General features: G+C 72.1%; 25 protein-coding genes and 1 tRNA gene. 15 read left to right on the top strand and 11 right to left on the bottom strand.

What is annotated here, in order from left to right; genetic code table 11:
* Nucleotides 1-36: 36 nt before the first annotated feature.
* Nucleotides 37-957 carry a dihydrodipicolinate synthase family protein gene (locus Q4A22_RS09315; protein ID WP_303178857.1) on the top strand — a complete coding sequence of 307 codons (921 nt, stop codon included), beginning with the start codon at nucleotides 37-39 and terminating at the stop codon, nucleotides 955-957.
* 31 nt (nucleotides 958-988) lie between these two features.
* On the opposite strand, the gene Q4A22_RS09310 is transcribed toward Q4A22_RS09315, so the two are convergent.
* The 3 genes from Q4A22_RS09310 to Q4A22_RS09300 all read right to left on the bottom strand — a co-directional run bounded on the left by Q4A22_RS09310 (nucleotide 989) and on the right by Q4A22_RS09300 (nucleotide 3,897).
* On the bottom strand, nucleotides 989-2,008 hold the full coding sequence (locus Q4A22_RS09310; RefSeq protein ID WP_303178855.1) for a heme A synthase: 1,020 nt from the start codon (nucleotides 2,006-2,008) through the stop codon (nucleotides 989-991).
* Between the two features lie 93 nt (nucleotides 2,009-2,101).
* A complete protein-coding gene (locus tag Q4A22_RS09305) occupies nucleotides 2,102-2,902 on the bottom strand; it encodes an ABC transporter permease (RefSeq protein ID WP_303178853.1) in 801 nt (266 codons plus the stop codon).
* Nucleotides 2,899-3,897 carry an ABC transporter ATP-binding protein gene (locus Q4A22_RS09300; protein ID WP_303178851.1) on the bottom strand — a complete coding sequence of 333 codons (999 nt, stop codon included), beginning with the start codon at nucleotides 3,895-3,897 and terminating at the stop codon, nucleotides 2,899-2,901. Before Q4A22_RS09300 ends, Q4A22_RS09305 begins: the two co-directional genes overlap by 4 nt.
* A gap of 296 nt (nucleotides 3,898-4,193) precedes the next feature.
* Between Q4A22_RS09300 and Q4A22_RS09295 the strand changes: the two genes are divergently transcribed.
* The 5 genes from Q4A22_RS09295 to Q4A22_RS09275 all read left to right on the top strand — a co-directional run bounded on the left by Q4A22_RS09295 (nucleotide 4,194) and on the right by Q4A22_RS09275 (nucleotide 8,979).
* Nucleotides 4,194-4,958, top strand: coding sequence for a metalloregulator ArsR/SmtB family transcription factor (locus tag Q4A22_RS09295; RefSeq protein ID WP_303178848.1), 765 nt, complete (start codon nucleotides 4,194-4,196; stop codon nucleotides 4,956-4,958).
* On the top strand, nucleotides 4,955-6,430 hold the full coding sequence (gene sufB / locus Q4A22_RS09290; protein ID WP_303178846.1) for a Fe-S cluster assembly protein SufB: 1,476 nt from the start codon (nucleotides 4,955-4,957) through the stop codon (nucleotides 6,428-6,430). The genes Q4A22_RS09295 and sufB overlap by 4 nt, the downstream gene beginning before the upstream one ends.
* 1 nt (nucleotide 6,431) lies before the next feature.
* On the top strand, nucleotides 6,432-7,733 hold the full coding sequence (sufD, locus tag Q4A22_RS09285; protein ID WP_303178845.1) for a Fe-S cluster assembly protein SufD: 1,302 nt from the start codon (nucleotides 6,432-6,434) through the stop codon (nucleotides 7,731-7,733).
* Between the two features lie 92 nt (nucleotides 7,734-7,825).
* Nucleotides 7,826-8,590, top strand: coding sequence for a Fe-S cluster assembly ATPase SufC (gene sufC / locus Q4A22_RS09280; protein WP_303178843.1), 765 nt, complete (start codon nucleotides 7,826-7,828; stop codon nucleotides 8,588-8,590).
* Nucleotides 8,591-8,625: 35 nt separating this feature from the next.
* Complete coding sequence (locus Q4A22_RS09275) at nucleotides 8,626-8,979, top strand: metal-sulfur cluster assembly factor (protein WP_303178842.1); 354 nt, start codon at nucleotides 8,626-8,628, stop codon at nucleotides 8,977-8,979.
* A 130-nt stretch (nucleotides 8,980-9,109) separates the two neighbouring features.
* On the opposite strand, the gene Q4A22_RS09270 is transcribed toward Q4A22_RS09275, so the two are convergent.
* From Q4A22_RS09270 to Q4A22_RS09255, 4 genes are read right to left on the bottom strand one after another with little or no spacing between them, the layout of a single operon-like run.
* Nucleotides 9,110-10,015: a neutral zinc metallopeptidase gene (locus Q4A22_RS09270; protein ID WP_303178840.1), complete on the bottom strand. Its 906-nt coding sequence runs from the start codon at nucleotides 10,013-10,015 to the stop codon at nucleotides 9,110-9,112.
* A 43-nt stretch (nucleotides 10,016-10,058) separates the two neighbouring features.
* Complete coding sequence (locus Q4A22_RS09265; protein WP_303178837.1) at nucleotides 10,059-10,772, bottom strand: energy-coupling factor transporter transmembrane protein EcfT; 714 nt, start codon at nucleotides 10,770-10,772, stop codon at nucleotides 10,059-10,061.
* A complete protein-coding gene (locus Q4A22_RS09260; RefSeq protein WP_303178835.1) occupies nucleotides 10,769-11,512 on the bottom strand; it encodes an energy-coupling factor ABC transporter ATP-binding protein in 744 nt (247 codons plus the stop codon). Before Q4A22_RS09260 ends, Q4A22_RS09265 begins: the two co-directional genes overlap by 4 nt.
* Nucleotides 11,513-12,142 (bottom strand): biotin transporter BioY, encoded by a 630-nt coding sequence (locus Q4A22_RS09255; protein ID WP_303178833.1) that lies wholly within the window; start codon nucleotides 12,140-12,142, stop codon nucleotides 11,513-11,515.
* A 188-nt stretch (nucleotides 12,143-12,330) separates the two neighbouring features.
* Here Q4A22_RS09255 and abc-f point away from each other — a divergent pair, with 188 nt between their 5' ends.
* Nucleotides 12,331-13,929: a ribosomal protection-like ABC-F family protein gene (abc-f, locus tag Q4A22_RS09250; protein ID WP_303178831.1), complete on the top strand. Its 1,599-nt coding sequence runs from the start codon at nucleotides 12,331-12,333 to the stop codon at nucleotides 13,927-13,929.
* A gap of 140 nt (nucleotides 13,930-14,069) precedes the next feature.
* Here abc-f and Q4A22_RS09245 read toward each other — a convergent pair whose 3' ends face one another.
* Genes Q4A22_RS09245 through Q4A22_RS09230 form a run of 4 tightly spaced genes read right to left on the bottom strand, consistent with a single transcriptional unit; the run spans nucleotide 14,070 to nucleotide 16,972 of the window.
* The gene (locus Q4A22_RS09245) at nucleotides 14,070-15,179 is read right to left on the bottom strand and encodes an alcohol dehydrogenase catalytic domain-containing protein (protein WP_303178829.1); all 1,110 of its coding nucleotides are present in this window, start codon (nucleotides 15,177-15,179) and stop codon (nucleotides 14,070-14,072) included.
* A 48-nt stretch (nucleotides 15,180-15,227) separates the two neighbouring features.
* Nucleotides 15,228-16,202 (bottom strand): SURF1 family protein, encoded by a 975-nt coding sequence (locus Q4A22_RS09240; RefSeq protein ID WP_303178827.1) that lies wholly within the window; start codon nucleotides 16,200-16,202, stop codon nucleotides 15,228-15,230.
* On the bottom strand, nucleotides 16,202-16,540 hold the full coding sequence (locus Q4A22_RS09235) for a hypothetical protein (protein ID WP_303178825.1): 339 nt from the start codon (nucleotides 16,538-16,540) through the stop codon (nucleotides 16,202-16,204). Before Q4A22_RS09235 ends, Q4A22_RS09240 begins: the two co-directional genes overlap by 1 nt.
* Before the next feature lie 57 nt (nucleotides 16,541-16,597).
* Complete coding sequence (locus Q4A22_RS09230; RefSeq protein WP_303178931.1) at nucleotides 16,598-16,972, bottom strand: DUF3099 domain-containing protein; 375 nt, start codon at nucleotides 16,970-16,972, stop codon at nucleotides 16,598-16,600.
* A gap of 278 nt (nucleotides 16,973-17,250) precedes the next feature.
* On the opposite strand from Q4A22_RS09230, the gene fabG reads away from it, so the two are divergent.
* From fabG to Q4A22_RS09190, 8 genes are all read left to right on the top strand, one after another.
* On the top strand, nucleotides 17,251-17,976 hold the full coding sequence (gene fabG / locus Q4A22_RS09225; RefSeq protein ID WP_303178823.1) for a 3-oxoacyl-ACP reductase FabG: 726 nt from the start codon (nucleotides 17,251-17,253) through the stop codon (nucleotides 17,974-17,976).
* 46 nt (nucleotides 17,977-18,022) lie between these two features.
* Complete coding sequence (locus tag Q4A22_RS09220) at nucleotides 18,023-18,778, top strand: SDR family oxidoreductase (RefSeq protein WP_303178821.1); 756 nt, start codon at nucleotides 18,023-18,025, stop codon at nucleotides 18,776-18,778.
* Nucleotides 18,779-18,954: 176 nt separating this feature from the next.
* Nucleotides 18,955-19,040 (top strand) — tRNA-Leu (locus tag Q4A22_RS09215).
* 222 nt (nucleotides 19,041-19,262) lie between these two features.
* Nucleotides 19,263-21,527, top strand: coding sequence for an MMPL family transporter (locus Q4A22_RS09210; protein ID WP_303178819.1), 2,265 nt, complete (start codon nucleotides 19,263-19,265; stop codon nucleotides 21,525-21,527).
* A gap of 55 nt (nucleotides 21,528-21,582) precedes the next feature.
* A complete protein-coding gene (gene serB, locus Q4A22_RS09205; RefSeq protein ID WP_303178817.1) occupies nucleotides 21,583-22,512 on the top strand; it encodes a phosphoserine phosphatase SerB in 930 nt (309 codons plus the stop codon).
* 70 nt (nucleotides 22,513-22,582) lie between these two features.
* A complete protein-coding gene (locus tag Q4A22_RS09200) occupies nucleotides 22,583-23,365 on the top strand; it encodes an ABC transporter ATP-binding protein (RefSeq protein ID WP_303178815.1) in 783 nt (260 codons plus the stop codon).
* A gap of 62 nt (nucleotides 23,366-23,427) precedes the next feature.
* A complete protein-coding gene (locus tag Q4A22_RS09195; RefSeq protein ID WP_303178930.1) occupies nucleotides 23,428-24,342 on the top strand; it encodes a sulfite exporter TauE/SafE family protein in 915 nt (304 codons plus the stop codon).
* 67 nt (nucleotides 24,343-24,409) lie between these two features.
* Complete coding sequence (locus tag Q4A22_RS09190) at nucleotides 24,410-25,231, top strand: RNA methyltransferase (RefSeq protein ID WP_303178814.1); 822 nt, start codon at nucleotides 24,410-24,412, stop codon at nucleotides 25,229-25,231.
* Nucleotides 25,232-25,314 lie beyond the last annotated feature (83 nt).

Below are 25,314 nucleotides of genomic sequence, written 5' to 3'. Positions count from 1 at the left end.
GCCGGTCCGCGGGTGAGGGTCACCTAAACTGGTGGAATGCTTTCCATGACCTTCTCCGGCGTGATCGCCTATCCAGTGACGCCCCTGCGCCCCGGTGGCGGCCTGGACCTCGACTCCCTGGAGCGCACTGTGGCCACGCTGGCCCGTAGCGGGGTGGCGGGAATCGTGGTGCTCGGGACCTCCGGGCTGTTCGCCTACCTGGACGCGAACGAGCGGGCGGAGGTGGTGCGCACGGCCGTGCGGGCGGCGTCGGGCTCGGGGACACCCGTGGGCGCGGGGATCTCCGCCGTGACCACGCGTGAGGTCCTGCAGCTGGCGTACTCCGCCGAGAACAACGGCGCGGACGGTCTGGTCCTGAGCCCGGTGAGCTACATCCCGCTGGTCTCGCAGGAGATCGCGGACCAGGTGGAGACGGTCGCCTCCGCGGTGTCCCTGCCGCTGTGCCTCTACAACAATCCGTCCACCACGGGTTTCACCTACCCCGTGGAGCTGGCCGCCGAGCTGTCCTGGCTGGACAACGTGGTGGCGTTCAAGGACACCGCGTCCTCCGGGCGGCTCTTCCACTCCCGCCAGCTGCTGTTCGCGCAGCAGGCCGAGCCCGGGACCGCCCACGGGGTGAGCCGTGACCAGCTCATCGTGGGCGAGCACCCGGCGGCCGCGTGGCACAGCGGCATGGCGGCCCTGCTCGCCCCGGAGTTCGTGGCCTTCCACGACGCCGTTCTCCACGACCGGGCGGAGGAGGTGGCCGCCTGGAGCGCGGCCCTGGACCCCCTGGTGCAGCTCATGGGCCACGAACGGCCCCTGTCCGTTCTGTACGCGCTGGCGGAGGTCTGCGGCGTGCGCACCAGCGCTCCGCGCCGGCCTCTGCTGCCCATCTCCTCCCGGGGCAGGCGGGCACTCGCGGAGGCGGTGGAGCGGCTGCGGAACACGGTGCCGGGCAGCCCCGGGGGGAACTGAGCCCACCGCGCAGAGCAGAGACGGTGGAGCCTCAGCGCACGGGCCGGACGTCCGCGTGCGGCGTGGTGGCGCCCAGGTCCACGGGGGCGGCGTGCTCGCGGGAGTCGTTCGCGAGGTGGAAGCTGAAGGACACCACGCGGGTGGCGGCCCAGATGAGCACGGCCGAGAGCACCATGTGCAGGGACACGGCCGGCACGGGCACCTGGTGGAAGTACTGGTAGTAGCCCACCGCGCCCTGGGCCACGATGACAACGAGCATGAGGGCGTACGCGTTGCGCAGCACGCGGGGCAGCGACAGCCGCGTGCACACCAGGATGCCCGCGAGCACCGTGAACGTCAGCAGGTACACCGGCACCGCGTGCGCCCGGGCGATCTCCACCGACCCGAGGGCCAGGCGGGCACTGTCCTGGTCCCCCGCGTGGGGGCCCGTTCCGGTGACCAGGGTCCCCAGGTAGAGGATCACGGCCGAGAGGACGCCAGTGAGCACCCCGAGCGTGCGCACGAGCTTCTCGTGGCCGTGCAGCTGCCCGGGGCGCTGGTCGTGGGCCACCGCGGAGAGGCCCTCCCGGCGCGAGTTCAGCACCAGCAGGGTGGACAGGGCGATCATGACGGCCGAGAGGTAGTAGTGCATGCCCACGAGCAACGGGTGCAGGTCCAGGTGCACCAGGATGCCACCCACCACGGCCTGCACCGGGATGCCCAGCAGCAGGAGCAGGGCGGTCCAGAAGAGCTTGGGGTGGTTCCGCCGCAGCCGCAGCACGGAGAGGAACGTGAGCACCGCGACCACCGCGAGCACGAAGGTCAGCAGCCGGTTGCCGAACTCGATGATCCCGTGCACACCCATCTCGTCCGTGTTGGTCCAGGAGTCCGCGGTGCACCGGGGCCACGTGGGGCACCCCAGCCCCGAGCCCGTGAGCCGCACCAGACCGCCCGTGAAGACCAGCAGCGTGTTGGCCAGCAGGGACGCGATCGCGAGCCCGCGCACCCACGGGGTGACGGTGCGGGGCCACCAGAAGGAGTCGGCGGCGGTACGGGGTGCGGTGTCAGACATGTCGGAGCATCCAGGGGCAGTCGGTACGGGACCCCTCCAGTGTAGCGAGACCAGGGTGGGAGCCCGCCGGGAGGGAAGCCTCGCCGAGGTGGCTCACACCCACTTGAACCACTTGACGGTGGCGGCCCAGCTCACCAGGGCCCACACCGCCAGCACCACGAGGGGGAGCATGCGCACGGAGCCCTGCAGGAAGCAGCCCCGCAGCACCTCGCCGGCGGCCGCAGAGGGCAGCCACGACACGAGCGCGGAGAGCCACCCGGGCAGGGACGCGGCAGGGAACACCACACCGCCGCCCGCGGCCAGCGCCACCCACACCACGTTGAGCACGGCCAGCGTGGCCTCGGCGCGCAGCGTGCCGGCGATGAGCATCCCGAGCCCGGTGAAGGTCAGGGCCACGAGCACCAGCAGCGGCACGGACTCCACCACGGCGTGCAGCGGGGGGCGCCAGCCCAGCCAGAGTCCCACGGCCGCCACGATCACGTACTGCACGGCGAGCACCGCCAGGATGGCCAGCAGCTTGCCCGCAATCAGGCCGGTCCGGCCCAGGGGAGTGGTGGAGAGGTAGCGCAGCACCCCGTAGCGCCGGTCGAAGCCGGTCTGGATCCCCTGGCCCGAGAACGCGTTGGACAGCACGCAGAGCACCAGGATCCCGGGAACCGCCACGTCCACGCGCGAGGCCCCGCCCACACGGTAGGGGTCCAGCAGGTCCGTCATGGCCAGCGCCACCAGGGCCAGGACAGGGAGGATCACCAGCAGCAGCAGCTGCTCGCCGTTGCGGACCATGGTCATGGTCTCGAACCCTGCCTGGGCCAGCACGCGCCGGGGCAGGGACGCCGCACGACGCCGCTCGGCCGGCTCGGAGCCGCGGCTCGCGGTCTGCACGGGGGCGCTCACCGGTTCCCACCGCCTGCGACCTCCAGGAAGACGTCCTCCAACGATCGGGGTTGCACGCTCATCGCCTCCGGAAGGGTGTCGTTGCGGGTGGCCCACTGTGTCATCTCGCGCACGCGTGCGGCGTCGAGGGGGCCGGTGAGGGTCACGGTGCGGTCCTTGACGGTCCACTCGACGTCCGCGAACCGGGGACCTCGCCACGGCGGGTCGTCCCGGAACGCGGCCGTGTTCTGCGGCGCCAGCGTGACGCTCATGACCAGGGGCGCGTCCCGCTCGGCGCTGACGAGCTCGCTCACGGTGCCCTGCGCGGCCACGGCACCGTTGTCCACGATGTAGACGTAGTCGGCCAACCGGGCGGCGTCGTCCATGAGGTGTGTGGTGAGGATGATGCAGGTGCCGCGCTCGCGCAGCCGCTGCACCAGGTCGAAGACGATCTGGCGCGAGCGCGGGTCCAGACCCGCGGAGGGCTCGTCCAGGAAGAGGACGTCCGGGCGTCCCACGAGGGCGGCGGCGAGGGCCACGCGCTGGCGCTGCCCGCCGGACAGCCTGCGGATGGGGGTGCGGAGGAAGGAGCCGATGCCCAGGGCGTCCACCAGCTCGGCCACGGGCACGGGGTCCGCGTAGAGACGGCTCACGTGGCGCAGCAGCTCACCGGGACGCACCGACTGGGGAAGTCCGCCGTCCTGGAGCATCACCCCCACCCGGGCGCGCAGGTCGGGACTGGCCGTCCAGGGGTCCTCGCCCAGCAGCCGCACGGCGCCCGACGTGGGCCGCTGCAGCCCCTGGGCGCACTGCAGGGTGGTGGTCTTGCCCGCGCCGTTGGCGCCCAGCAGGGCCGTGATCCGCCCGGCGTGGGCGGCCATGCTCAGCCCGCGGACGGCGTGGACGGGCTCGCCGCGTCCCTCGAAGGTCTTCACGAGGTCGCTGATGTGCAGCGCCGCCGTGCTCGGTTCGGCGTGAACGGCGTGGGACGCGGTGGGTTCGGGCTGGTTCTGCACCCGGACAGTCTAGAACGCCCCCCGCCCCGGTCCGGTGGAGGTGGGTGCGGCCTCCCAGGGGTTTCCCGGCGAGCGGGACCCGTGGTCGCGGCAGTGGCACCCCGGTGGCCCGCGGGGAAACCCGCGGGGGAGGTTCCGGGGGTGCAGCCCGCGGTGTTTTTGCCGGGAATGGATTACCCCATACCCTCGTTGTGTATTGCGTGCCCCCGAACCGGTCACGTTCCGGGTGGGGGGCAGCGGGCGGCAGATCCACGGCCCGCACCCACACTCTCTCTGCGAAGGATGTAGCACTGAGCATGAGTTCACCTGCCGAGGGCCGCCCGAGCGCGGCCCGCACGGACCAGGATGACACCACCCGCTCCCGGGTGCTCTCGATGGTGCTCGCCCACGGTCCCATCTCCGCGGCGCAGGTCGCGAAGGACCTCGGGCTCACGCCGGCTGCGGTGCGCCGTCACCTGGACGCCCTGGAGTCCGACCAGTTCGTGGAGGTCTCCCTGGTGCGCAACGCCCCGTCTGGGGCCGGTCGCCCGGCCCGGCGGTACGTGGTGGCGCCAGGGGGCCACGAGCAGCTCGGCCACGACTACAGCGGGCTCGCCCAGCGCGCCATCGCCACCATGCAGCGGGTGGGCGGGGAAGACCTCGTCCACACCTTCGTGGGGGAGGAGATCGGCCGCATGCGCGAGCGCTACCGCCCCCAGGTGGAGGCGGCCGGCGCGGACGTGGAGGACAGGCTGGATGCCCTCACCGCGGCCATGAGCCGGGACGGCTTCGTGGCCTCCCACACCACGGTCACACCCCGTGGACCCAGGGGAGTCGCGCTGCGCTCGGCGCAGCTGTGCCAGGGCCACTGCCCCATCCAGGACATCGCGAGCGAGTACCCCCAGTTCTGCGAGCAGGAGACCGAGCTGATCTCGGAACTGCTGGACGTGGACGTCCGCCGGCTGTCCACCATGGCCGCCGGCGCCCACGTCTGCACCACACACGTCCCGCTGCAGCTGCGTGCGGCGGGCCACACGAACTCCACCAACCACACAACCGCACGACAGGGAGGGTTGTCATGACCGAGCGCATCGTGCCCGCGGAGACCGCGGGCAGCATGGCAGGCGACACCACGATTTCCGAGATCCTGGAGATGAACCCGGAGCTCGAGGGAATCGGGCAGTACCAGTACGGCTGGTCCGACAAGAACGACGCCGGCGCGTCCGCGCGCCGTGGCGTGAACGAGGAAGTGGTCCGGGACATCTCGGCCAAGAAGAGCGAGCCGGACTGGATGACGCAGCTGCGTCTGAAGGGCCTGAAGTTCTTCGACCGCAAGCCCATGCCCACCTGGGGCGCGGACCTCTCCGGGATCGACTTCGACAACATCAAGTACTTCGTGCGCTCCACCGAGCAGCAGGCGGGCTCCTGGGAGGAGCTGCCGGAGGACATCCGCAACACCTACGAGAAGCTGGGCATCCCGGAGGCCGAGCGCAGCCGTCTGGTGGCCGGCGTGGCCGCGCAGTACGAGTCCGAGGTCGTGTACCACCAGATCCGCGAGGACCTGGAGAAGCAGGGCGTGATCTTCATGGACACGGACACCGCCCTGAAGGAGCACCCCGAGTTCTTCGAGGAGTACTTCGGCACCGTGATCCCCGTGGGCGACAACAAGTTCGCCGCGCTGAACACGGCCGTGTGGTCCGGCGGCTCGTTCGTGTACGTCCCCAAGGGCGTGCACGTGGACATCCCGCTGCAGGCCTACTTCCGCATCAACACGGAGAACATGGGCCAGTTCGAGCGCACGCTGATCATCGCGGACGAGGACTCCTACGTCCACTACATCGAGGGCTGCACCGCGCCGATCTACAAGACCGACTCGCTGCACTCCGCCGTGGTGGAGATCATCTGCAAGAAGAACGCCCGGGTGCGGTACACGACCATCCAGAACTGGTCCAACAACGTGTACAACCTGGTGACCAAGCGGGCCATCGCCCACGAGGGCGCCACCATGGAGTGGGTGGACGGCAACATCGGCTCCAAGGTCACCCAGAAGTACCCCGCGGTCTACATGACGGGTGAGCACGCCCGTGGTGAGACCCTCTCCATCGCGTTCGCCGGCGAGGGGCAGCACCAGGACACCGGGTCCAAGATGGTGCACATCGCCCCGAACACGTCCTCCTCCATCGTCTCCAAGTCGGTGGCCCGCAACGGCGGCCGCTCCGCGTACCGCGGGCTGGTGCAGGTGCGCGAGGGCGCCACGCACTCCAAGTCCAACGTGGTGTGCGACGCCCTGCTGGTGGACACGATCTCCCGCTCGGACACCTACCCCTACGTGGACATCCGCGAGGACGACGTCACCATGGGCCACGAGGCCACGGTCTCGCGCGTGTCCGAGGAGCAGCTGTTCTACCTCATGCAGCGCGGCATGCCCGAGGACGAGGCCATGGCCATGATCGTGCGCGGCTTCGTGGAGCCGATCGCCCGTGAGCTGCCCATGGAGTACGCGCTCGAGCTCAACCGTCTCATCGAACTGCAAATGGAAGGATCCGTTGGCTGATATGTCCACCACCGATCAGACCGCCCCTGACGCACAGGCCGCCGACGAGCAGGTGAACGGGGTTCCCACGGGTGAGGACCGCGTGGCCATCCCGGGCATGAGCCAGGAGGGCGAGACCCTGCAGGAGGGCCGCAACCAGGCCGGTGAGCCCGAGTTCAAGGGCACCGTGAACGGGGACGCCCCCGTGGTCCCGGACTCCTCCCGCGCGGGCCGCACCACCTCCTACGACGTGGCGGACTTCCCGCCGCTGAGCAGCAAGCTGGAGGACTGGCGCTTCACGCCCATCAAGCGCCTGCGGGGTCTGGACGACGCCGCCCTGCAGGGTCCCGCGCCCGCCGTCACCGTCTCCGGGGACGACGCCGTGGAGATCACCTCGGTCCCGCGTGACGACTCCCGCGTGGGGTCCGCGGGCATCCCGGAGGACCGGGTGGCCGCGAACGCGTGGTCCTCGTTCTCCGAGGCCACCGTGATCAGCATCCCCCGGGACGCCCAGGTCTCCGAGCCCGTGATCGTCACGTTCACGGGGGAGTCCGAGGAGCCCGCCGCCCAGCACGTGGTGGTGGACGCAGGGACGAACTCCCGCGCGCTCGTGGTGCTTCGCCACCAGGGCACGGCTGTGCTGTCCCAGAACGTGGAGTTCGCCGTGGCGGACGGTGCCAACCTCACGGTGGTGTCCCTGCAGGAGTGGACCGACGACTCCGTGCACGCCTCCTCCCAGCAGGCGAAGCTGGGCCGCGACGCCACGTTCAAGCACGTGCTCGTGACCCTGGGCGGGGACCTCGTGCGGGTCACCCCGTCCACCCGCTTCACCGCCCCCGGTGGTGACGTGGAGATGTACGGCCTCACGTTCGTGGACGACGGCCAGCACCTGGAGTCCCGCCTGTTCGTGGACCACTCCGTGCCCCGCTGCCGCTCGCGGGTGACCTACAAGTCCGCGCTGCAGGGCGAGAACGCGCACGGCGTGTGGGTCGGGGACGTGCTCATCCGCGCCGAGGCCGAGGGCACGGACACGTACGAGCTCAACCGGAACCTCATCCTCAACGACGGTCCGCGCATGGACTCCGTGCCGAACCTGGAGATCGAGACCGGGCTGATCGCCGGTGCCGGCCACGCCTCCACCACGGGCCAGCTGGACGACGAGCACCTGTACTACCTGATGTCCCGCGGGATCCCGGAGGACCAGGCCCGGCGCCTGGTGGTCCGCGGCTTCCTGTTCGAGATCATCCAGCAGGTGGGTGTGGAGTCCCTCGAGGAGCAGCTGCGCGCCGCCCTGGAGGACGAGCTCGCCCGCACCGAGAACTGAGCACCCGGCCCGGCGCCGTCGCCCGATCCCACGCACCTCGCACGGGGACCCGAGAAGGGTCCCGTGCCCATGACCACAAGGAGAATCACCCCATGTCAACTCTGGAGATCAAGGACCTCCACGCGTCCGTCATCCTGGACGACGAGTCCACCAAGCCCATCCTCAAGGGCGTGAACCTGACCATCAACTCCGGCGAGGTCCACGCCATCATGGGCCCCAACGGCTCCGGCAAGTCCACGCTGGCCTCCACGATCGCGGGCCACCCCAAGTACCAGGTGGACTCCGGGTCGGTGACCCTGGACGGGCAGGACGTGCTCTCCATGTCCGTGGACGAGCGGGCCCGTGCCGGGCTGTTCCTGGCCATGCAGTACCCCGTGGAGATCCCCGGCGTGACCACCTCCAACTTCCTGCGCTCCGCGAAGACCGCGGTGGACGGCGAGGCCCCCTCGCTGCGCACGTGGACCAAGGACCTGCGCGCGGCCATGGAGAAGCTGAAGATCGACACCGACATGCTGCAGCGCAACGTGAACGAGGGCTTCTCCGGTGGTGAGAAGAAGCGTCACGAGATCCTGCAGCTCGAGATCCTCAAGCCGAAGATCGCCCTGCTGGACGAGACCGACTCCGGTCTGGACGTGGACGCCCTGAAGATCGTGTCCGAGGGTGTCAACCGCGCCCTGGAGACCGACAACACGGGCATCATGCTCATCACCCACTACACGCGGATCCTGCGCTACATCAAGCCGCAGTTCGTGCACGTGTTCTCGGCCGGGCGCGTGGTGGACCAGGGCGGGCCCGAGCTGGCCGAGCGCCTGGAGAACGAGGGCTACGACCGCTACGTGCAGGCCACCGCCAAGTAGTCGTCCACCCCACACCACACCCCGAGGAGGTCGCCATGAGCGATTCCACCGAGACCGCCGCCCCCGCCGGGCCCCAGGGCCAGGCGTCGCTGGAGGAGATCACGGACCTGCTGAAGAACGTGATCGACCCCGAGCTGGGCGTGAACATCGTGGACCTGGGCCTGCTCTACGGCCTGGAGTACCAGGACGACGCCTCCCTGCGCCTGGACATGACGCTCACCACGGCGGCCTGCCCGCTGCAGGACGTCATCGAGGAGCAGGTGGCCCAGAACCTGGCCCCGGCCGTGGACGAGTGGCACGTGAACTGGATCTGGATGCCCCCGTGGGGCCCGGAGCGGATCACGGAGGACGGCCGCGACCAGATGCGGGCCCTGGGCTTCAACATCTGAGGCGTTCGTCCCCGCCCCACGGCAACGGCACGGCGCACGACCACAGTGGTCGTGCGCCGTGCCGTTCTGCGATGTCGAGAGAGGTGCCGCCGGACGAGCTGCCGCCGTCAGGGGCGGACCGGTCAGTGGATCAGCTCAGTGCGTCGGGGTGGTCCAGGTTGGAGGCGCTGAACGTGTTGCAGGCCTTCAGCTCACCGGTCTGGTACCCGGTGAGGAACCACGCCTGGCGCTGCGCGGAGGTCCCGTGGGTGAAGGACTCGGGGTTCGCGCGGCCGCTGGTGGTCTCCTGGATCCGGTCGTCGCCGATGGCGCCGGCCGCCTGGATGGCGTCCGAGAGCTGCGCGCGGGTGATGGGCTGCAGCTGCACGGCGCCGCCGGACTCGGTGGCGTGGTGCGCCCACATCCCGGCGTAGCAGTCGGCCTGCAGCTCGGTGCGCACGGCCCCGGAGCTGGCGCCGTGCGGGTCCTGCTGGGCGCGGCCCAGGGTGCCCTGCAGGTCCTGGATGTGGTGGCCCACCTCGTGCGCCATCACGTACTCCTGGGCCAGCGCGTCCGCGTCCGCGCCGAACTGCGAACGCATCTGGTCGAAGAACCCCGTGTCCAGGTAGACGGTGCCGTCCGGCGGGCAGTAGAACGGCCCGGTTGCGGAGGACGCCTGCCCGCACGAGGTGCTGTCGGTGCCCGTGAAGAGCACCACTCGCGGCTGCGTGTACCGCGTGCCGGTGGCCTCCGGCAGGTACTCGCCCCAGAACTGGTCCAGGGACTGCACCGTGGCCACCATGCGGCACTGGGGGTCCGAGTTCGCGTCCGCGCCCGTGCGGCAGCGGTCTTCCAGCCCGGTGTCCACCTGCTGGGTCCCGGTGCCCTGCTCCTGGGCTCCGCCGGTCAGGGCGTCGATCCCGTCCTGGCCGAAGAACAGGCCGGCGAGCAGCAGCAGGACCACGCCGCCCAGCCCACCGCCCACGGCGATGCCGCGTCCGCCGCCCCCGGAGCCCACCCGTCCGGCGTCCAGCTGTGAGTTGTCGTTGAAGCTCATGGGGGAAGCATAGGGCCCCCGGGGTCGCCGTGGGCGTCGGCGCTCACTCGAGTCCGCGTGCCACGAGTGCCTCCCCGGTGCGGTGGGCGTAGTCCACGGTGGCGATCACCGCGGGGGTGACCAGCCGCGCGGCCCGCGGGCGCACGGTGCGGGCCGCGGCGGCGTCGGCGACGGTGGTGAGGACCCCGAAGAGCCAGGGGACCGAGCGGATCATGAGCGAGACCGCGAGCCCAATGCGCTCCGGGTCGATGCCGAGCGGGCGCAGGGGCGCGCACAGGCCCACGAGTCCGTCCACGAGCCGCGGCAGCTCGGTGGTGGTGAGCAGCAGGCGGCTCAGCGCCACGACCGCGAGCAGGGAGAGCACCACGTCCGCGGCGCGCGCGGGTCCCGCCGTCAGCCCGTGGTAGGCCGCCAGGGCGACCACCAGCAGCCACAGCGGCCGCAGGGGCGCAGCCCAGCGCCGCAGCCCCAGCCCGCACGTCACGGAGGCCACCGCGGTGAGCGCGAGCACGGCCAGGGACACCGGCCACGCGCGCGCCACCATCACGCCGACACCCGCCGCCAGCAGCAGCGCCGCCTTGAGCCACAGCGGGCAGCGGTGCAGCGGGGAGGTGCCGGGCACGTAGGTGCCGAGCAGGTCGTCGTGGCGGGGCGCCCGACGACGCCGCGTGCGCCCCGCGCCACCGCGCCTGGGCTGTCCCCGGCGCCGGGACCCTCCACCGCGCGGGGAGGGCGAGCCGGGTGCGGCACCGCTCACGCGGCGTCGTCCGGGAAGCCGTGGGCGCACCACGCCCGGTACCGGGGGATCACGTCCTCAGGAGGCCCCTGCGCGAGGAGCCGGGAGCGGTGGACCACGGCCACGTGCTGGGCGGTGGCAGCGAGCTCGAGGTCGTGGGTGCTGACGAGCTGACGCTGGGGCAGCGCGTCGAGCAGCTCCCGCAGCCGCAGCCGGTTGCGCAGGTCCAGCAGCGTGGTGGGCTCGTCCAGGACCAGGACCCGGGGGTCCACGGCGAGCACCGCGGCCAGTGCCACGAGCTGGCGCTCCCCGCCGGAGAGGTCGAAGACGCTGTGGTGGGCGCGCTCCGCCAGCCCCAGCCGCCGCAGCCAGGCCATGGCCCGCTCCGCCCGCTCGGTGCGGTCCCGCACGCTGCGGCGCAGGGAGAGCTCGATGTCCTCGAGGGGGGTGGGCATGAGGATCTGCGAGGCGGGGTCCGTGAACACGAAGCCCACCAGGGAGCGTGCCTCACGGGGCCGTGCCACGGGGTCCACCCCCAGGGTGCGCACCGCGCCGGAGGCGGGGGTGACGAGAGCGTTGAACAGGCGCAGCAGGGTGGACTTGCCCGAGCCGTTGAGCCCGATCACCGCGGTGCGGGAGGCGGTGAACTCGCAGGAGACCCGGTCCAGCACCGTGACGGGACCGCGGGGGCCCTCCGCGGTGACCGTGACGTCCTCGCACCGCAGGGACTCATCCTGCCCCGGGCGCCGCACGTCCTGCACTCAGAGGACCGCCCCGGCCATGCGGGGGAACGCGCGGTGCACGGCCACGGCGATCAGGGCGGCCACGAGGACCTTGAGGAGGTCACCGGGCAGGTAGATGAGGTCCGCCAGCACGGCGGCCTTGGTGCCCAGGCCGAAGAGGACCATGCCCACGGTGCCCACCACGTGGGAGAGCAGCAGGCCCGCTAGACCGGCCAGGAACAGCTTGCCGGTCAGTCCCGCGCTGCGGTCCGGCGCGGCGGCGGTGGAGCCCTCGCGGCGTCGCACGCGCTCCACCCGCACGCTGCGGTGGGCGAGCCAGCCCACGAGAGCGGCGGCGAAGGGGAAGGAGAGCAGGTAGCCCGCGCTCGGACCCGCCAGCACCCCGGGCCCGCCCGAGAAGCCCGCGAAGACCGGGACGCCCAGCAGCCCAACCACCACGTAGAGCGCGAGCGCCAGGAAGCCCCGCCAGCCGCCCAGGACCATGCCCGTGAGGAACACGGCGAGCGTCTGCAGGGTGATCGGCACGCCCAACGGGCCCACCGGGATGGCGGGGACCAGCGAGAGGACGCAGGTGAGGGCCGCGAACACGGCGATGTTCGCCAGGTCGAACGAGGACACGGAGCGCTGGGCGCGGGCGGGTACTGTCATGGGGGGCAGTCTAGTGGTCGGGCCCGCCCGGGGACTTGCACGGCCGGATAGACTGGGGCGGTTGTCCGCCCGCCCGGTGCCCGTGTGCCAGGGGACCCGCCGGGCAGCACCCCTCCCGCCGCCGCGCGCACGGCGCGCCATCCCGCGCGTCCCGCCGGCGTCACCGCCGTCCGAAAGGCCCTGCACCCTTGATCACCGTCACGAACCTCGAACTGCGCGCCGGCGCGCGACTGCTCATGGACGAGGTGAACTTCCGCGTGGACAGGGGCGACAAGGTGGGTCTCGTGGGGCGCAACGGCGCCGGGAAGACCACCATGACCAAGGTGCTCGCCGGCCAGACGCTGCCCGCCGGGGGAGAGGTCACCCGCTCGGGCTCCATCGGCTACCTGCCGCAGGACCCCAAGGTGGAGGACATGGACCAGCTGGCCCGTGACCGCATCCTCTCCGCCCGCAACCTCGCGGGTGTGATCGGCAGGCTGCGGCGCACCGAGGAGGAGATGGCCTCGGAGGACGAGACCGTGCGGGCCAAGGCCATGCGCCGCTACGACCGGCTGGAGTCCGAGTTCCTCGCGGGCGGCGGGTACGCCGCCGAGTCCGAGGCGGCCACCATCACCAACAACCTGAACCTGCCCGGGCGGGTCCTGGACCAGCCCCTGCACACGCTCTCCGGCGGTCAGCGCCGCCGCGTGGAGCTGGCCCGCATCCTGTTCTCGGACGCGGACACCATGCTCCTGGACGAGCCCACCAACCACCTGGACCACGACTCGATCGTGTGGCTGCGCGAGTTCCTGCGCTCCTACCAGGGCGGGGTGCTGATGATCTCCCACGACGTGGGGCTCATGGAGATGGTCACCAACAAGGTGCTCTACCTGGACGCCAACCGGTGCGTGGTGGACGTCTACAACATGACGTGGAAGAACTACATCAAGCAGCGCGAGCAGGACGAGGCCCGGCGCAAGCGGGAGCGCGCGAACGCGGAGAAGAAGGCCGGGGTGCTCATGGACCAGGCCAACAAGATGCGCGCGAAGGCCACCAAGGCCGCGGCCGCCCAGCAGATGATCCGCCGCGCGGAACGGCTGATGGCGGGCATCGAGGACGAGCGGGTGCAGGACAAGGTGGCGGCCATCCGCTTCCCTAAGCCCGCGGACTGCGGCAAGACCCCGCTCACCGCCCGGGGGCTGTCCAAGTCCTACGGCTCGCTGGAGATCTTCACGGACGTGGACCTCGCCATCGACCGCGGCTCCCGCGTGGTGGTCCTCGGGCTCAACGGTGCGGGCAAGACCACGCTGCTGCGCATGCTCGCGGGCCAGTCCGAACCGGACACCGGCGAGGTGGTCCCGGGTCACGGCCTGAAGCTGGGGTACTTCGCGCAGGAGCACGACACCCTGGACACGGACCGGACCGTGCTGGAGAACATGAAGTCCGCGGCCCCGGAGCTCGCGGACACCCAGGTGCGCACCATCCTCGGCTCGTTCCTGTTCCAGGGGGACGACGTGGACAAGCCCGCCGCCGTGCTCTCCGGCGGTGAGAAGACCCGCCTGGCCCTGGCCACGCTCGTGGCGTCCTCCGCGAACGTGCTGCTGCTGGACGAGCCCACCAACAACCTGGACCCGGCCTCCCGTCGGGAGATCCTCAACGCCCTGCACAGCTACGAGGGCGCAGTGGTGCTCGTCTCCCACGACGAGGGCGCCGTGGCGGCACTGGAGCCCGAGCGCGTGGTCATGCTCCCGGACGGCGTGGAGGACCTCTGGAGCCAGGAGTACCAGGACCTCATCAGCCTGGCCTGACACCGCGCCCCACCTCGCACCGCGGACCACGCCGCACCCCACCTGGTTCTCGCACCTCGCCCGCCGCACGGCGGACCAGGCCCGGCCCGTCCCGAGGGCGGCGGCCCGCGGACGGGGCGCCGCGGCGACGTCGGCGGGGCTCAGTCGTCGAAGCGGATGACCTGGCGCACGGCCAGGCCATCGGCGAGGCGGTCCATGCTCTCGTTGATCCGGGACAGGGACACCCGCTCCGAGATCAGCTCCTCGATGGGCAGCCTGCCCTGGCGCCACAGGTCCAGGTAGACGGGGATGTCCCGGGAGGGCACGGCCGAGCCCAGGTAGGAGCCCACGATCGTGCGGGCCTGCGCCGTAAGGCCCAGCGGTGCGATGGTGGAGCGGGCGTCGGGTGAGGGCAGGCCCACCGTCACGGTGGTGCCGCCCGGGGCGGTTGCCGCGACGGCGGTCTCGAACGCGCGGGGGTGACCGGCGGCCTCGACCACCACGGCGGCGCGCACGCCCTGCTCCACGAGCTCGGCGGGGGAGTAGACGGCGGTGGCGCCCAGCCCGGTGGCGCGCGCGAGCTTCTCGGGGTTGGCGTCCACCCCGATCACGGGGCCCTTCTGCAGGGACAGCGCGGTGAGCAGCGCGGCCATGCCCACACCGCCCAGGCCCACGACCACCACGGTGTCCCCGTCCCCGGGGCGCCCGGCGTTGAGCACCGCTCCGCCGCCGGTGAGCACGGCGCAGCCCACCACCGCGGCGATCTCAGGAGGCACGTCCGCGCCCACGGGAACCACGGACTGGCGGCTCACCACGGCGTGGGACGCGAAACCGGAGACGCCCAGGTGGTGGTGGACCTCCTCCTCCCCGCGGTGCAACCGCAGGGCGGAGCCCGGCAGCAGCCCGGCGTCGTTCGTCTCCGTGCCGGGCGTGCACGGCAGCCTGCCGTCCGTGGCGCAGTTCGCGCACTCCCCGCAGCGGGGCAGGAACACGGTGGTGACCTGGTCCCCGGGGCCCACGTCCGTGACGCCCTCGCCCACGCGCTCCACGATCCCCGAGGCCTCGTGGCCCAGGGCCATGGGCAGGGGCCGCGGGCGGCTGCCGTCCACCACCGACAGGTCCGAGTGGCACACCCCGGCCGCGCGGATGCGGATCAGCAGCTCCCCGGGACCGGGTTCCGAGAGCTCCAGCTCCTGCACGGAGAGCGGCCGGGACTCGGCATACGGGCGCGGCAGCCCGATCTCGTCCAGGACGGCGGCGGTGATCTTCACGGTGACTCCTTCGGCACGAGAGGTGGGTGCCCCGGGAGGGGCGGCGGATCAGCGGCGCTCGCGGGCCTCGAGGGCGTCCAGCAGGGCGTCCTCCTCGTCCTCACCGTTGGGACCGTTGCCGCTGCGGGCGCGCCTGGGTCGGTAGAGGGACTTCAGGTGGGCGGGCATGTCGTCGGCCATCTGCAGCTGGCGGATCACCAGGGACTCGTCCCCGTCCCCGATGTAGTTGCCCTGGGCGTCGTAGTACGCCGCGAGCCGACGCTCCACCTGGGCGGCGTAGGCCCGGTCCCACTCCACGTTCTTCACGTGCTGGCGGGCGGAGTAGCCGTAGGCCACGAACACGAGCACCGCGAACGCGTACCACTGCATGGAGTAGGACAGGTGCGGACCGTAGGCCACCTCGGGCCGTTCGGCGGCCTGGGGGGTCTGCGCGGCGGCGGGGTCCTCGGACACCAGCTCCCCGTACCCGCCGGCGGCGAGCCTCGGTCCCCACTGCGAGCGCAGCGCGGGCAGGTCGATGGACGCCGCCTGGCCCTCGGGCGCACCGCGGTCCACGGTGCCCTCGGTGGGGCGCAGCCGGGCGGTGACGGTCACGGTTCCCTGCGGTGCGTCGGGCACGGTGGAGGGCATGCCGTTGGCGGAGTCGTCGGTGGGGATCCAGCCGCGGTCCACGGCCACCACCGTTCCCTGCTCGGTGCGCAGCGGCACCAGGACGTCGTAGCCCACGCGGCCGTCGTGGGGGCGGTTGCGCACCAGCACGGTCTCCTGCGGGAGGTAGGTTCCGCGCAGCTGCACGGGGTGCCAGGTCTTGGAGTCGTCGTAGTCCTCGAACAGGGGCAGCCCGCGGGCGGCGTCGTATGCCGGGGCGTCGTAGTTGCCGGTGATCTTCGCGTTCTCCGCCACCAGGTGGTCGTTGCGGGACATCTGCCACTGGGCCAGGTAGAGGCACATCACGGCGGCGGCGCAGGTGAGCAGGAACCAGCCGATCCACGCGGGCGTGCGCAGGAAGGAGTAGGCGCGCATCAGCGGGTGCCCTCCGTCCGCTCCCCGCGCACGACGCCGCCGTCCCCGCCCGGGGTGGGGGCGGCGTCGTCGTGCGGCGCGAAGGGTTCCACCGCCTTCAGGAAGCCGCGCTGGTCCAGGAACTCGGCCAGGTGCTCGCGGTGGGCGTCGCACGCGAGCCAGGTCTTGCGGCGCTCGGGGGTGTGCACCCGGGGGTTGTTCCAGGACAGGCTCCAGCTGGCCGGGGCGCGGCAACCCCGGCGCGAGCAGGTGGCGTGCGGGGCGGCGTGGGCCTCGGGGGAGGGGGCGGTGTCCCGGGAGTGGTGCGGGTCCAGTGAGCCGAGCAGATCGAATTCCACCGTGTGACGTTCCTCCCGAGAGCCTTGCATGTGGTGCGTGTGGTGCCTGCTCCCACCCTAGTTCCGGCGCGAGGCCGTGGGGCGTGGCACGGGCAGCGCGCGCTGGGGGGCGTGCACCGTGTACTCCCCGTCCACCACCACGGCCTCCGGCTCCGGCGCCCGGTCACGGGTCTCCGCGGTGGTGGGCAGCTCGGTGAGCGTGGGCGGGCGGTAGGCGGAGCCGGTGCGTTCCGAGCGGTCCGCGCCCTTGTTCGCGAGCATCACCGCGAACCACGGCAGCAGGGCCGCGCCGAGCACCAGCAGGACGCGCACCCAGATGTTGTCGATGAGGATGGCGCCGATGATGCACACGATGCGCACGGCCATCTGCGCGGAGTACACCTTCATGCGGTGCGAGATGTCCGCGGTGTGCGGGTCCGCGGCCGAGGTGATGGAGTGGACCTCGGTGGAACCGTGCGTCTGGTGCTGGGAAGCTGTGATGGGAACCGGTCCTTCGACGAATCCTGCGGGATGTGCCCGGAGCCAACGCCGTCACCGTGAAGGTGAGCGTGCTGACCATTGTGGCACCGTTGCCCGCCGGCCCCCAAGTGGGCGGGGCGGGCTCCCGGTGGGGGACGGGGACCCGCGTGCGGGCGCCGGTTAGGATGCTGTGACGTCCCGATCCCGCGTGCGGCGGCCCCGCCGCACGCACCCGACACGGAAGGTGTCCCATGACCCATCAGCCCACGAACCCGCGCACCGTGCTCGTCACGGGAGGCAACCGCGGCATCGGCCGCGCGATCGCGGAGGCCTTCGTGGCCCAGGGGGACACCGTGGTGGTCACCTCCCGCTCCGGGGCGGAGGGCCCCGAGGGAACCCACACCGTCACGGCGGACGTCACCGACTCCGCCTCGGTGGACGCGGCGTTCAAGGAGGTCGAGTCCCGCTTCGGACCCGTGGAGGTCCTGGTGGCGAACGCGGGCATCACCAAGGACACGCTGCTGCTGCGCATGAAGGAGGCGGACTTCCAGGACGTGGTGGACACCAACCTCACCGGGGCGTTCCGTGTGGTCCAGCGGGCCACCAAGGGCTTCATGCGCCTGAAGCGCGGCCGGGTGGTCTTCATCTCCTCCGTGGTGGGCTACACCGGCGCCCCCGGCCAGGTGAACTACGCCGCCTCCAAGGCCGGGCTCACCGGCATGGCCCGGGCGATCACCCGCGAGCTCGGCTCCCGGGGGGTCACCGCGAACGTGGTCACCCCCGGCTACATCAGCACCGCCATGACGGAGGAGCTGCCCGAGGAGGTCACGGACAACTACCTGTCCATGATCCCCGCGGGCCGCTTCGGGCTCGCGCGCGAGGTGGCCGGTGCCGTGACCTACCTGGCCTCCCCTGACGCCGCGTACGTCTCGGGGGCCGTGATCCCCGTGGACGGCGGCCTGAGCATGGGCCACTGACACCCCTCCCTTTCCACCAGCACCGCATCCTCGAAGGAGACATCTCATGAGCTCAGTTGCCGGCAAGACCGTGGTCATCACGGGGTCCTCGCGAGGGGTGGGGGCGGACACCGCCAAGATCCTCGCCGGGCAGGGCGCCAACGTGGTCATCAACTACCGCCAGAAGGCCCCGCGCGCGAACAAGGTGGTCAAGGAGATCACCGAGGCCGGCGGCTCCGCGATCGCCGTGCAGGCGGACATCACGGACCCCGAGTCCCGCAGCGGGCTGTTCCGGGCCGCGGTGGAGCGCTTCGGCGGCGTGGACGTGCTCGTGCTCAACGCCTCCGGCGGCATGGAGACGGAGCTGGGGGAGGACTACGCCCTGCGCCTGAACCGCGACGCCCAGAACGACACCCTCACCGAGGCGCTCACGGTTCTGCCCGAGGGCGGGCGGGTGGTGTTCGTCACCAGCCACCAGGCGCACTTCATCAACGAGGTGGAGACCATGCCCGAGTACGAGGCCGTGGCCCACTCCAAGCGCGCCGGGGAGGACACCCTCACCGCCCGCGTGCCCGAGATGCAGGAGAAGGGCGTGAGCTTCGTGGTGGTCTCCGCGGACATGATCGAGGGCACCGTGACCGCCACCCTGCTCAACCGCGCCCGCCCCGGTGCCCTGGACGAGCGCCGCGCGGCCGCCGGGAAGCTCTACACGGTCAACGAGTTCGCCCAGGAGATCGCCGCGATGGTCACCGCAGACGTCCCCACCGGGCACGTGGAGCTCGTGGGCGGTGCCGAGGACTTCCTGGCGCAGTCCGGGAAGTAGCCCGCCGCCCCGGTCGCCGCTTCCTGCCCCGGCAGCACCGGTGGGCGACGCCGCCCGCACCCCCGTGCGGCGCAGCCCACCGGTTCGAGCGGCCCCGGGAACTGTGGTAGGTTTCTTGTCGTTGCCGAGGGCCGCAACGGTTTTCCCACGGGGATGACCGGGTCCGACAGACACCTGCGCGGGTGGCGGAATAGGCAGACGCGCTAGCTTGAGGTGCTAGTCCTCGTATTAGAGGGTGGGGGTTCAAGTCCCCCCTCGCGCACAGCAGAGAGACCCCGTTCGACCACAGGTCGAACGGGGTCTCTCCATGTCCCGGTCCTGGGCGGGCATTTTCCCGGTGGCCCTGCAGCCCCCGCTCGTGGGCCAGGCCCCCGTAGCATGGAATGCGGCGAGGTGCGGCACTCCAGGAGCTGCGGCGTCGTCGTTCGTGTCCGCGCACCCGTGCGCTGGCACCGCCCCGTGCCGAGACCCCCGAAGGTGAGACATGCCGAGCAGCCCAGCACCCCGTCCCGTCGAGCAGGAACGGGACGCGGCCGTCCGCGGCACCGCAGCCGGTACGGGGGAGACCACGCCCGCACGGTCGAGGGAGGACAGCGGCCGCACTGCGCTGCGGTGGCTCGTGCCCGTGCTGCTGGTGCTCGCGTGGCTGGGCGTGATGGGCGTGGGCGGACCGACGTTCGGCAAGGTCTCCGACGTGGTCTCCAACTCGCAGGCGGACTTCCTGCCCGTGGACTCCCAGGCCACCCGCGTGCAGGACAGACTGGGGGAGTTCCGGGACTCCGAAGGCGTGCCCGCCATCGTGGTGGTGGAGTCGCAGCAGGCCCTGACCGACGCCCAGCGGGACAAGCTTGCGGACACCGCGCGCTCCTTCGAGAACACCGACGGCGTGCTGGAGGTCTCCCCGGTGATCCCCTCGCAGGACGGCAAGGCCGCCGAGCTGGTGGTCGTGGTGGACTCCGACGCCGAGACCGGGGACGTGGTGGAGCAGCTGCACGACCGCCTGGCCCAGGACACCCCCGAGGGGCTCACCGCGTACGTGAGTGGACCCGCCGGACTCGTGGCGGACCTCTCCGAGGCGTTCTCCGGCATCGACGGGCTGCTGCTCCTCGTGGCCCTGGTGGCCGTGCTGGTGATCCTGGTGGTGGTCTACCGCTCGCCCCTGCTGCCGTTCCTGGTGCTGCTCACCAGCGTGGCCGCCCTGTGCGGAGCGATCCTCGCCATCTACGTGCTCGCGCAGAACGGGGTGATCGCCCTGAGCGGGCAGACCCAGGGGATCCTCTCGATCATCGTGATCGGCGCCGCCACCGACTACGGCCTGCTCTACACCGCCCGCTTCCGCGAGGCCCTGCACCACACGCCGTCGCGCTGGGAGGCCACCCGTGTGGCCTGGAAGGGCACCGTCCCCGCCGTGCTGGCCTCCGGGACCACGGTGATCGCCGGGCTGCTGTGCCTGCTGCTGTCCCAGCTGACCTCCAACCGCGGGGTGGGCCCGGCCACGGCGATCGGCGTGGTCTTCGCGGTCCTCGCCGGACTGACCCTGCTGCCCGCGCTGCTGGCGATCTTCGGGCGGGCCGCCCTGTGGCCTCGGATGCCGCGCGTGGACGAGAACCCCGAGACCCACGACCAGGCCATGGACCCCTTCACCCACAAGGGCCTGTGGCCGGCGGTCGCCCGCCTCGTGGAGCGCCGCTCGCGGGCGGTGTGGATCGTGTGCACCCTGCTGCTGGGCGTGGCCGCCGTGGGCGCCACCCAGCTGGACGCCGGCGGCGTGCCCGAGTCCGAGTTCGTCACCGGGCAGTCCCAGGCCCGCGACGGCCTGGAGGTCATCGAACGGCACTTCCCCGGCGGCTCCGGCGACCCCGTCTACGTGCTGACCCCCCGCGACGACGCCCAGGACGTGGCCCGTGAGCTCGCGGGCGACCACGACGTCGCCTCGGTCGCCTTCACGGCCAAGGCCGCCCCGGGCGGCACGCTGCCCTACCCCGCACCGCAGGCCGGACCGTTCGCCGGGGTGGAGCCCACCGTGAGCAACGGCGACGTGCTGCTGCAGGCCACCCTCACCCACGCCTCCGACTCCGAGGAGGCCCAGGCCACGGTGCAGCGCCTGCGGAACGAGCTCGCGGGGATCTCCCCGGAGACCGCCGTGGGCGGGACCACCGCGGTGCAGGTGGACACCGTGGCCGCCTCCGGGCACGACCGCGCCCTGATCATCCCCGTGATCCTGCTGGTCATCCTGGTGATCCTCATGGCCCTGCTGCGCAGCATCCTGATGCCCGTGCTGCTGATCGCCACCACGGTGCTCTCCTTCCTCTCCGCCCTGGGCCTGGCCACCCTGGTGTTCGAGGCGGCGGGGATCAACCAGGCGGACCCCACGGTGCCGCTGTTCAGCTTCGTGTTCCTGGTGGCGCTGGGCATCGACTACAACATCTTCCTCATGAGCCGTGTGCGGGAGGAGGTGGCCGTGGTGGGCCACCGCCCGGGGGTGCTGGCCGGACTGGTCACCACCGGAGGGGTCATCACCTCCGCGGGCATCGTGCTGGCCGCCACGTTCGCCGCCCTGGCGGTGCTGCCCATCCTGTTCCTGGTGCAGCTGGCGGTCATCGTGGTCATCGGCGTGCTCCTGGACACCATCCTGGTGCGCTCGCTGCTGGTGCCGGCCCTGGCCCTGGACGTGGGGCCCCGCTCGTGGTGGCCCTCGCGCGTGGGAACCCCGGGCAGGCACCGGGTGGGCTCCGCGCCGCGGGGCTGAGCGGGCGCACCCGGGGTCTTTGTGCGGGGTCCGGGGCGGCCGATACACTGCGGCCATGTCCCAACCCTGTGCCGTCGTCGCCTTTGCCGTGTCCCCGGACGAGGAGGCCACGGCCTCCGTGCTGGACCTCGTGGAGGGCACCGGAGCCACCGTGGAGTCCCACAACTGGGTGCGCGTCACCGGCAGCGCCTCCGACGACCGCGCCGCGGACGTGGAGGGCTACAACGCCCTGACCGTGCACGTGCACAGCGACGACCCGGTGGGGCTGCGGCGCACGCTGCGCCCCGACCCGCAGTCCCAGCTGCTGCCCGGGATGGACCTCAACGTGGTGGACGCCCGGTGGATGGACCAGTCCCGGAAGAAGCTCGTGGTCACGGACGTGGACTCCACCCTGATCCGCCAGGAGGTCATCGAGCTGCTGGCGGCCCACGCGGGCCGCGAGGCGGAGGTGGCCGCCGTGACCGAGCGCGCCATGCGGGGCGAGATCGACTTCGAGGAGTCGCTGCGGGAGCGCGTGGCCGTGCTGGCGGGGCTTCCCGCGGAGGTCGTGGGCGACGTCGCCCGCTCCGTGCGGCTGTCCCCGGGCGCCCAGGCACTGGTGCGCACCCTGCTGCGCGAGGGCCACGCGGTGGCCGCCGTCTCCGGGGGCTTCGTCCAGGTGCTCGAGCCGCTGGCCGCGTCCCTGGAGCTGACCCGCGCCGCGGCGAACACCCTGGAGGTCGTGGACGGCCACCTCACCGGCAGGGTCACCGGACGCGTGGTGGACGGGGCCGCCAAGGCCGAGCTCGCCGCGCGGTGGGCGGGTGAGCTGGGGGTGGCCCCGGAGGACGTGGTGGTCGTGGGAGACGGCGCGAACGACGTCGCCCTGGCACGCACCGCGGGACTGTCGGTGGCGTACCGCGCGAAGCCCGCGCTGCGCGAGGTGGCGGACACCCAGCTGAACATCCCCAACCTGGACGCGCTGCGGTTCCTGCTGGGGCTGTGACCCCGCCCGCCCCCCGGTCACGGTGCGCCGCGGCGGGAGGCCGTGGGCACCGGGCACTAGAGTTGCCGTCATGAGCTCAGTGCTGGAATTGGTGGACGTCACGGTGGTTCGCGGGGAGAAGACCCTGCTCGACGGCGTGGACTGGACGGTGCGCGAGGGTGAGCGCTGGGTGATCCTGGGCCCGAACGGCGCCGGGAAGTCCACCCTGCTCTCGATCGCCGCGGCACGCCTGCACCCCACGCGCGGGATGGTGGACATCCTGGACGAGATCCTGGGCGCGGTGGACGTGTTCGAGCTGCGCCCGCGCATCGGGGTCAGTTCCGCCACCCTGGCCGCGCAGATCCCGCACGCGGAGTCCGTGGCGGACGTGGTGCTCACCGCCGCCTACGGCGTCACAGGACGCTGGCGCGAGCAGTACGACGAGGACGACGCCGCCCGCGCCGAGCAGCTGCTCGCCGCGTGGGGCCTGGCCGCACTGCGGGACCGCACGTACGGGACGCTGTCCGAGGGGGAGCGCAAGCGGGTGCTGATCGCCCGCGCGCTGATGACCGACCCGGAGCTGCTGCTGCTGGACGAGCCAGCCGCGGGCCTGGACGTGGGTGGCCGCGAGAAGCTCGTGCAGCGCCTGGACGAGCTCGCCCGGGACGAGGCCTCCCCGGCGATGGTCATGGTCACCCACCACCTGGAGGAGGTCCCGGACGGCTTCACCCACGCGCTGCTGCTGCGCGAGGGCCGGGTCGTGGCCGCCGGTCCCGTGGGACGGGTGATGACCCAGGAGAACCTCTCCGAGACGTTCGACATGCCCCTGCGCCTGGTGCGGGTGGGCGAGCGCTTCGCGGCGTTCGCGCGCTGAACCCCGTGTTCGCGCTCACTACGGCGTCCGTGCCCACCCAGTTCCTCGGCGCGGGGGGCACCGTGGGCTTCGAGTGGTGGCAGGTCCTGCTGATCCTGGTGGCCGGGCTGTGGGCCGGGACCATCAACACCATCGTGGGCTCAGGCACGCTCGTGACGTTCCCGGTGCTGGTGACCCTGGGTGTGCCGCCCGTCACGGCGTCCATGTCCAACGCGATGGGCCTGATCGCGGGGAACCTCACCGGCGCGTGGAGCTACCGCAGCGAGCTGCGCGGTCTGCGGCGCACCCTGCTCAGGCTGCTGCCGTGCTCGGTGGTGGGCGGGGTCATCGGCGCCTGGCTGCTGCTGCACCTGCCCGAAGAGGTCTTCGACGTGGTGGCCCCCGCGCTGATCGTGGTGGCGCTGCTGTTCGTGGTCTTCCAGCCCCGGCTGCAGGCCGCGGTGCGCGCCCGCAAGGAGCGCCAGAGCACGGCTGCTGGGGCTCCTGGCAGCGCAGCGGGTTCCGTGGGTGCCTCGGGTTCGGCGGGCGCTGCCGGTTCCGCGGGCGACGCCGCCCTGCCCGCCCGGACGGGGACGGCGGCGTCGGCCCCGGCCGCCCAGGAGGACGGCGCGCGGCAGCCGGTGGTGCTGTACGTGCTCGTGTTCCTGGCCGGGATCTACGGCGGGTACTTCGTGGCCGCGCAGGGGGTGCTGCTGGTGGGGATCCTGGGGGTGTTCCTGCTGGCTCCGCTGCAGTCGTCGAACGCGGTGAAGAACGTGCTGGTGGCCGCGGTGAACATCGTGGCAGCGCTGTCCTACGTGCTGCTGGCCTCCGACCGGATCAACTGGTGGGTGGTTCTGCTCATCGCCGTGAGCTCCACCGTGGGCTCGTGGCTGGGCGCGAAGATCGGCAAGAAGCTGTCCCCGGTGGCGCTGCGCACGGTGATCGTGGTCCTGGGACTGGTGGCGCTGGCCAACATGGTCACCAAGTTCTTCTGAGCCCCGCGCCCGCCCCACCTGCCGGCCCCCGCCCGCACGCCCCCGCTTCCCGAACCAGGAGACCTTCGTGATCCCGCCGCTGTCCGACCGCATCGTCCGCCTCACCGACCCCGCGGACCCCCGCGTGGCCGACTACACGAGCCTCACGGACGTGTCCCTGCGGCGGAAGCTGGAGCCGGAGCGCGGGCTGTACCTGGCAGAGTCCTCCAAGGTGCTGCGCCGGGCGCTGGAGGCCGGGCACCAGCCCCGTTCCTTCTTCATGGCCGAGAAGTGGCTGGCCGGGCTCACGGACGTGCTGGAGGCCCACGACGTGCCCGTGTACGTGGGCTCCGACGAGGTGCTGGAGCAGATCACGGGCTTCCACCTGCACCGCGGGGCCATGGCCGCGATGCACCGGCCCGCGCCGCTGGAGCTGACCGAGGTGCTGGCCGCCTCCCGGCGGGTGGCGATCCTGGAGGACATCGTGGACCACACCAACGTGGGCGCGATCTTCCGCTCCGCGGCGGCCCTGGACGTGGACGCCGTCCTGGTCACACCCCGCTGCGCGGACCCCCTCTACCGGCGGGCCGTGCGCGTGTCCATGGGCACCGTGTTCCAGGTCCCGTGGGTGCGCCTGGAGCACTGGACGGCGGACCTGCAGCGGGTGAAGGACGCGGGCTTCCTCACCGCCGCCCTGGCCCTGAGCGAGGACGCCGTGACCGTGGACGCCCTGGCCGCCGAGGCCCCGGAGAAGCTCGCCCTGATCCTGGGCACGGAGGGCCAGGGGCTCGGGGCCGCCACCCTGCACCACGCGGACCGGCACGTGGTGATCCCCATGAGCCACGGGGTGGACTCGCTGAACGTGGCCGCCGCGAGCGCCGTCGCGTTCTGGGAGACCCGCCCGCGCTGAGCCCGGCCCCGCCACGTGCGCCGCGGACGCGCGAAGGGCGGCTCCCCCGCCGGGGGGGCGGCCCTGGGGGGGGGCCGGGGGGG

The organism is Kocuria sp. (assembly GCF_030530945.1).
Lineage (GTDB): Bacteria > Actinomycetota > Actinomycetes > Actinomycetales > Micrococcaceae > Kocuria.
The sequence above is the reverse complement of the archived record's forward strand: the minus strand, read 5'-3'. Positions and strand labels throughout refer to the sequence as shown.

Excerpts from the sequence above, each read along its gene's own strand:
- Q4A22_RS09315 (WP_303178857.1), top strand. The coding sequence starts at position 37 with ATGCTTTCCATGACCTTCTCCGGCGTGATCGCCTATCCAGTGACGCCC.
- Q4A22_RS09310 (WP_303178855.1), bottom strand. The coding sequence starts at position 2,008 with ATGTCTGACACCGCACCCCGTACCGCCGCCGACTCCTTCTGGTGGCCC.
- Q4A22_RS09295 (WP_303178848.1), top strand. The coding sequence starts at position 4,194 with ATGAGTTCACCTGCCGAGGGCCGCCCGAGCGCGGCCCGCACGGACCAG.
- sufB (WP_303178846.1), top strand. The coding sequence starts at position 4,955 with ATGACCGAGCGCATCGTGCCCGCGGAGACCGCGGGCAGCATGGCAGGC.
- sufD (WP_303178845.1), top strand. The coding sequence starts at position 6,432 with ATGTCCACCACCGATCAGACCGCCCCTGACGCACAGGCCGCCGACGAG.
- sufC (WP_303178843.1), top strand. The coding sequence starts at position 7,826 with ATGTCAACTCTGGAGATCAAGGACCTCCACGCGTCCGTCATCCTGGAC.
- Q4A22_RS09275 (WP_303178842.1), top strand. The coding sequence starts at position 8,626 with ATGAGCGATTCCACCGAGACCGCCGCCCCCGCCGGGCCCCAGGGCCAG.
- Q4A22_RS09270 (WP_303178840.1), bottom strand. The coding sequence starts at position 10,015 with ATGAGCTTCAACGACAACTCACAGCTGGACGCCGGACGGGTGGGCTCC.
- Q4A22_RS09255 (WP_303178833.1), bottom strand. The coding sequence starts at position 12,142 with ATGACAGTACCCGCCCGCGCCCAGCGCTCCGTGTCCTCGTTCGACCTG.
- Q4A22_RS09240 (WP_303178827.1), bottom strand. The coding sequence starts at position 16,202 with ATGCGCGCCTACTCCTTCCTGCGCACGCCCGCGTGGATCGGCTGGTTC.
- fabG (WP_303178823.1), top strand. The coding sequence starts at position 17,251 with ATGACCCATCAGCCCACGAACCCGCGCACCGTGCTCGTCACGGGAGGC.
- Q4A22_RS09220 (WP_303178821.1), top strand. The coding sequence starts at position 18,023 with ATGAGCTCAGTTGCCGGCAAGACCGTGGTCATCACGGGGTCCTCGCGA.
- Q4A22_RS09210 (WP_303178819.1), top strand. The coding sequence starts at position 19,263 with ATGCCGAGCAGCCCAGCACCCCGTCCCGTCGAGCAGGAACGGGACGCG.
- serB (WP_303178817.1), top strand. The coding sequence starts at position 21,583 with ATGTCCCAACCCTGTGCCGTCGTCGCCTTTGCCGTGTCCCCGGACGAG.
- Q4A22_RS09200 (WP_303178815.1), top strand. The coding sequence starts at position 22,583 with ATGAGCTCAGTGCTGGAATTGGTGGACGTCACGGTGGTTCGCGGGGAG.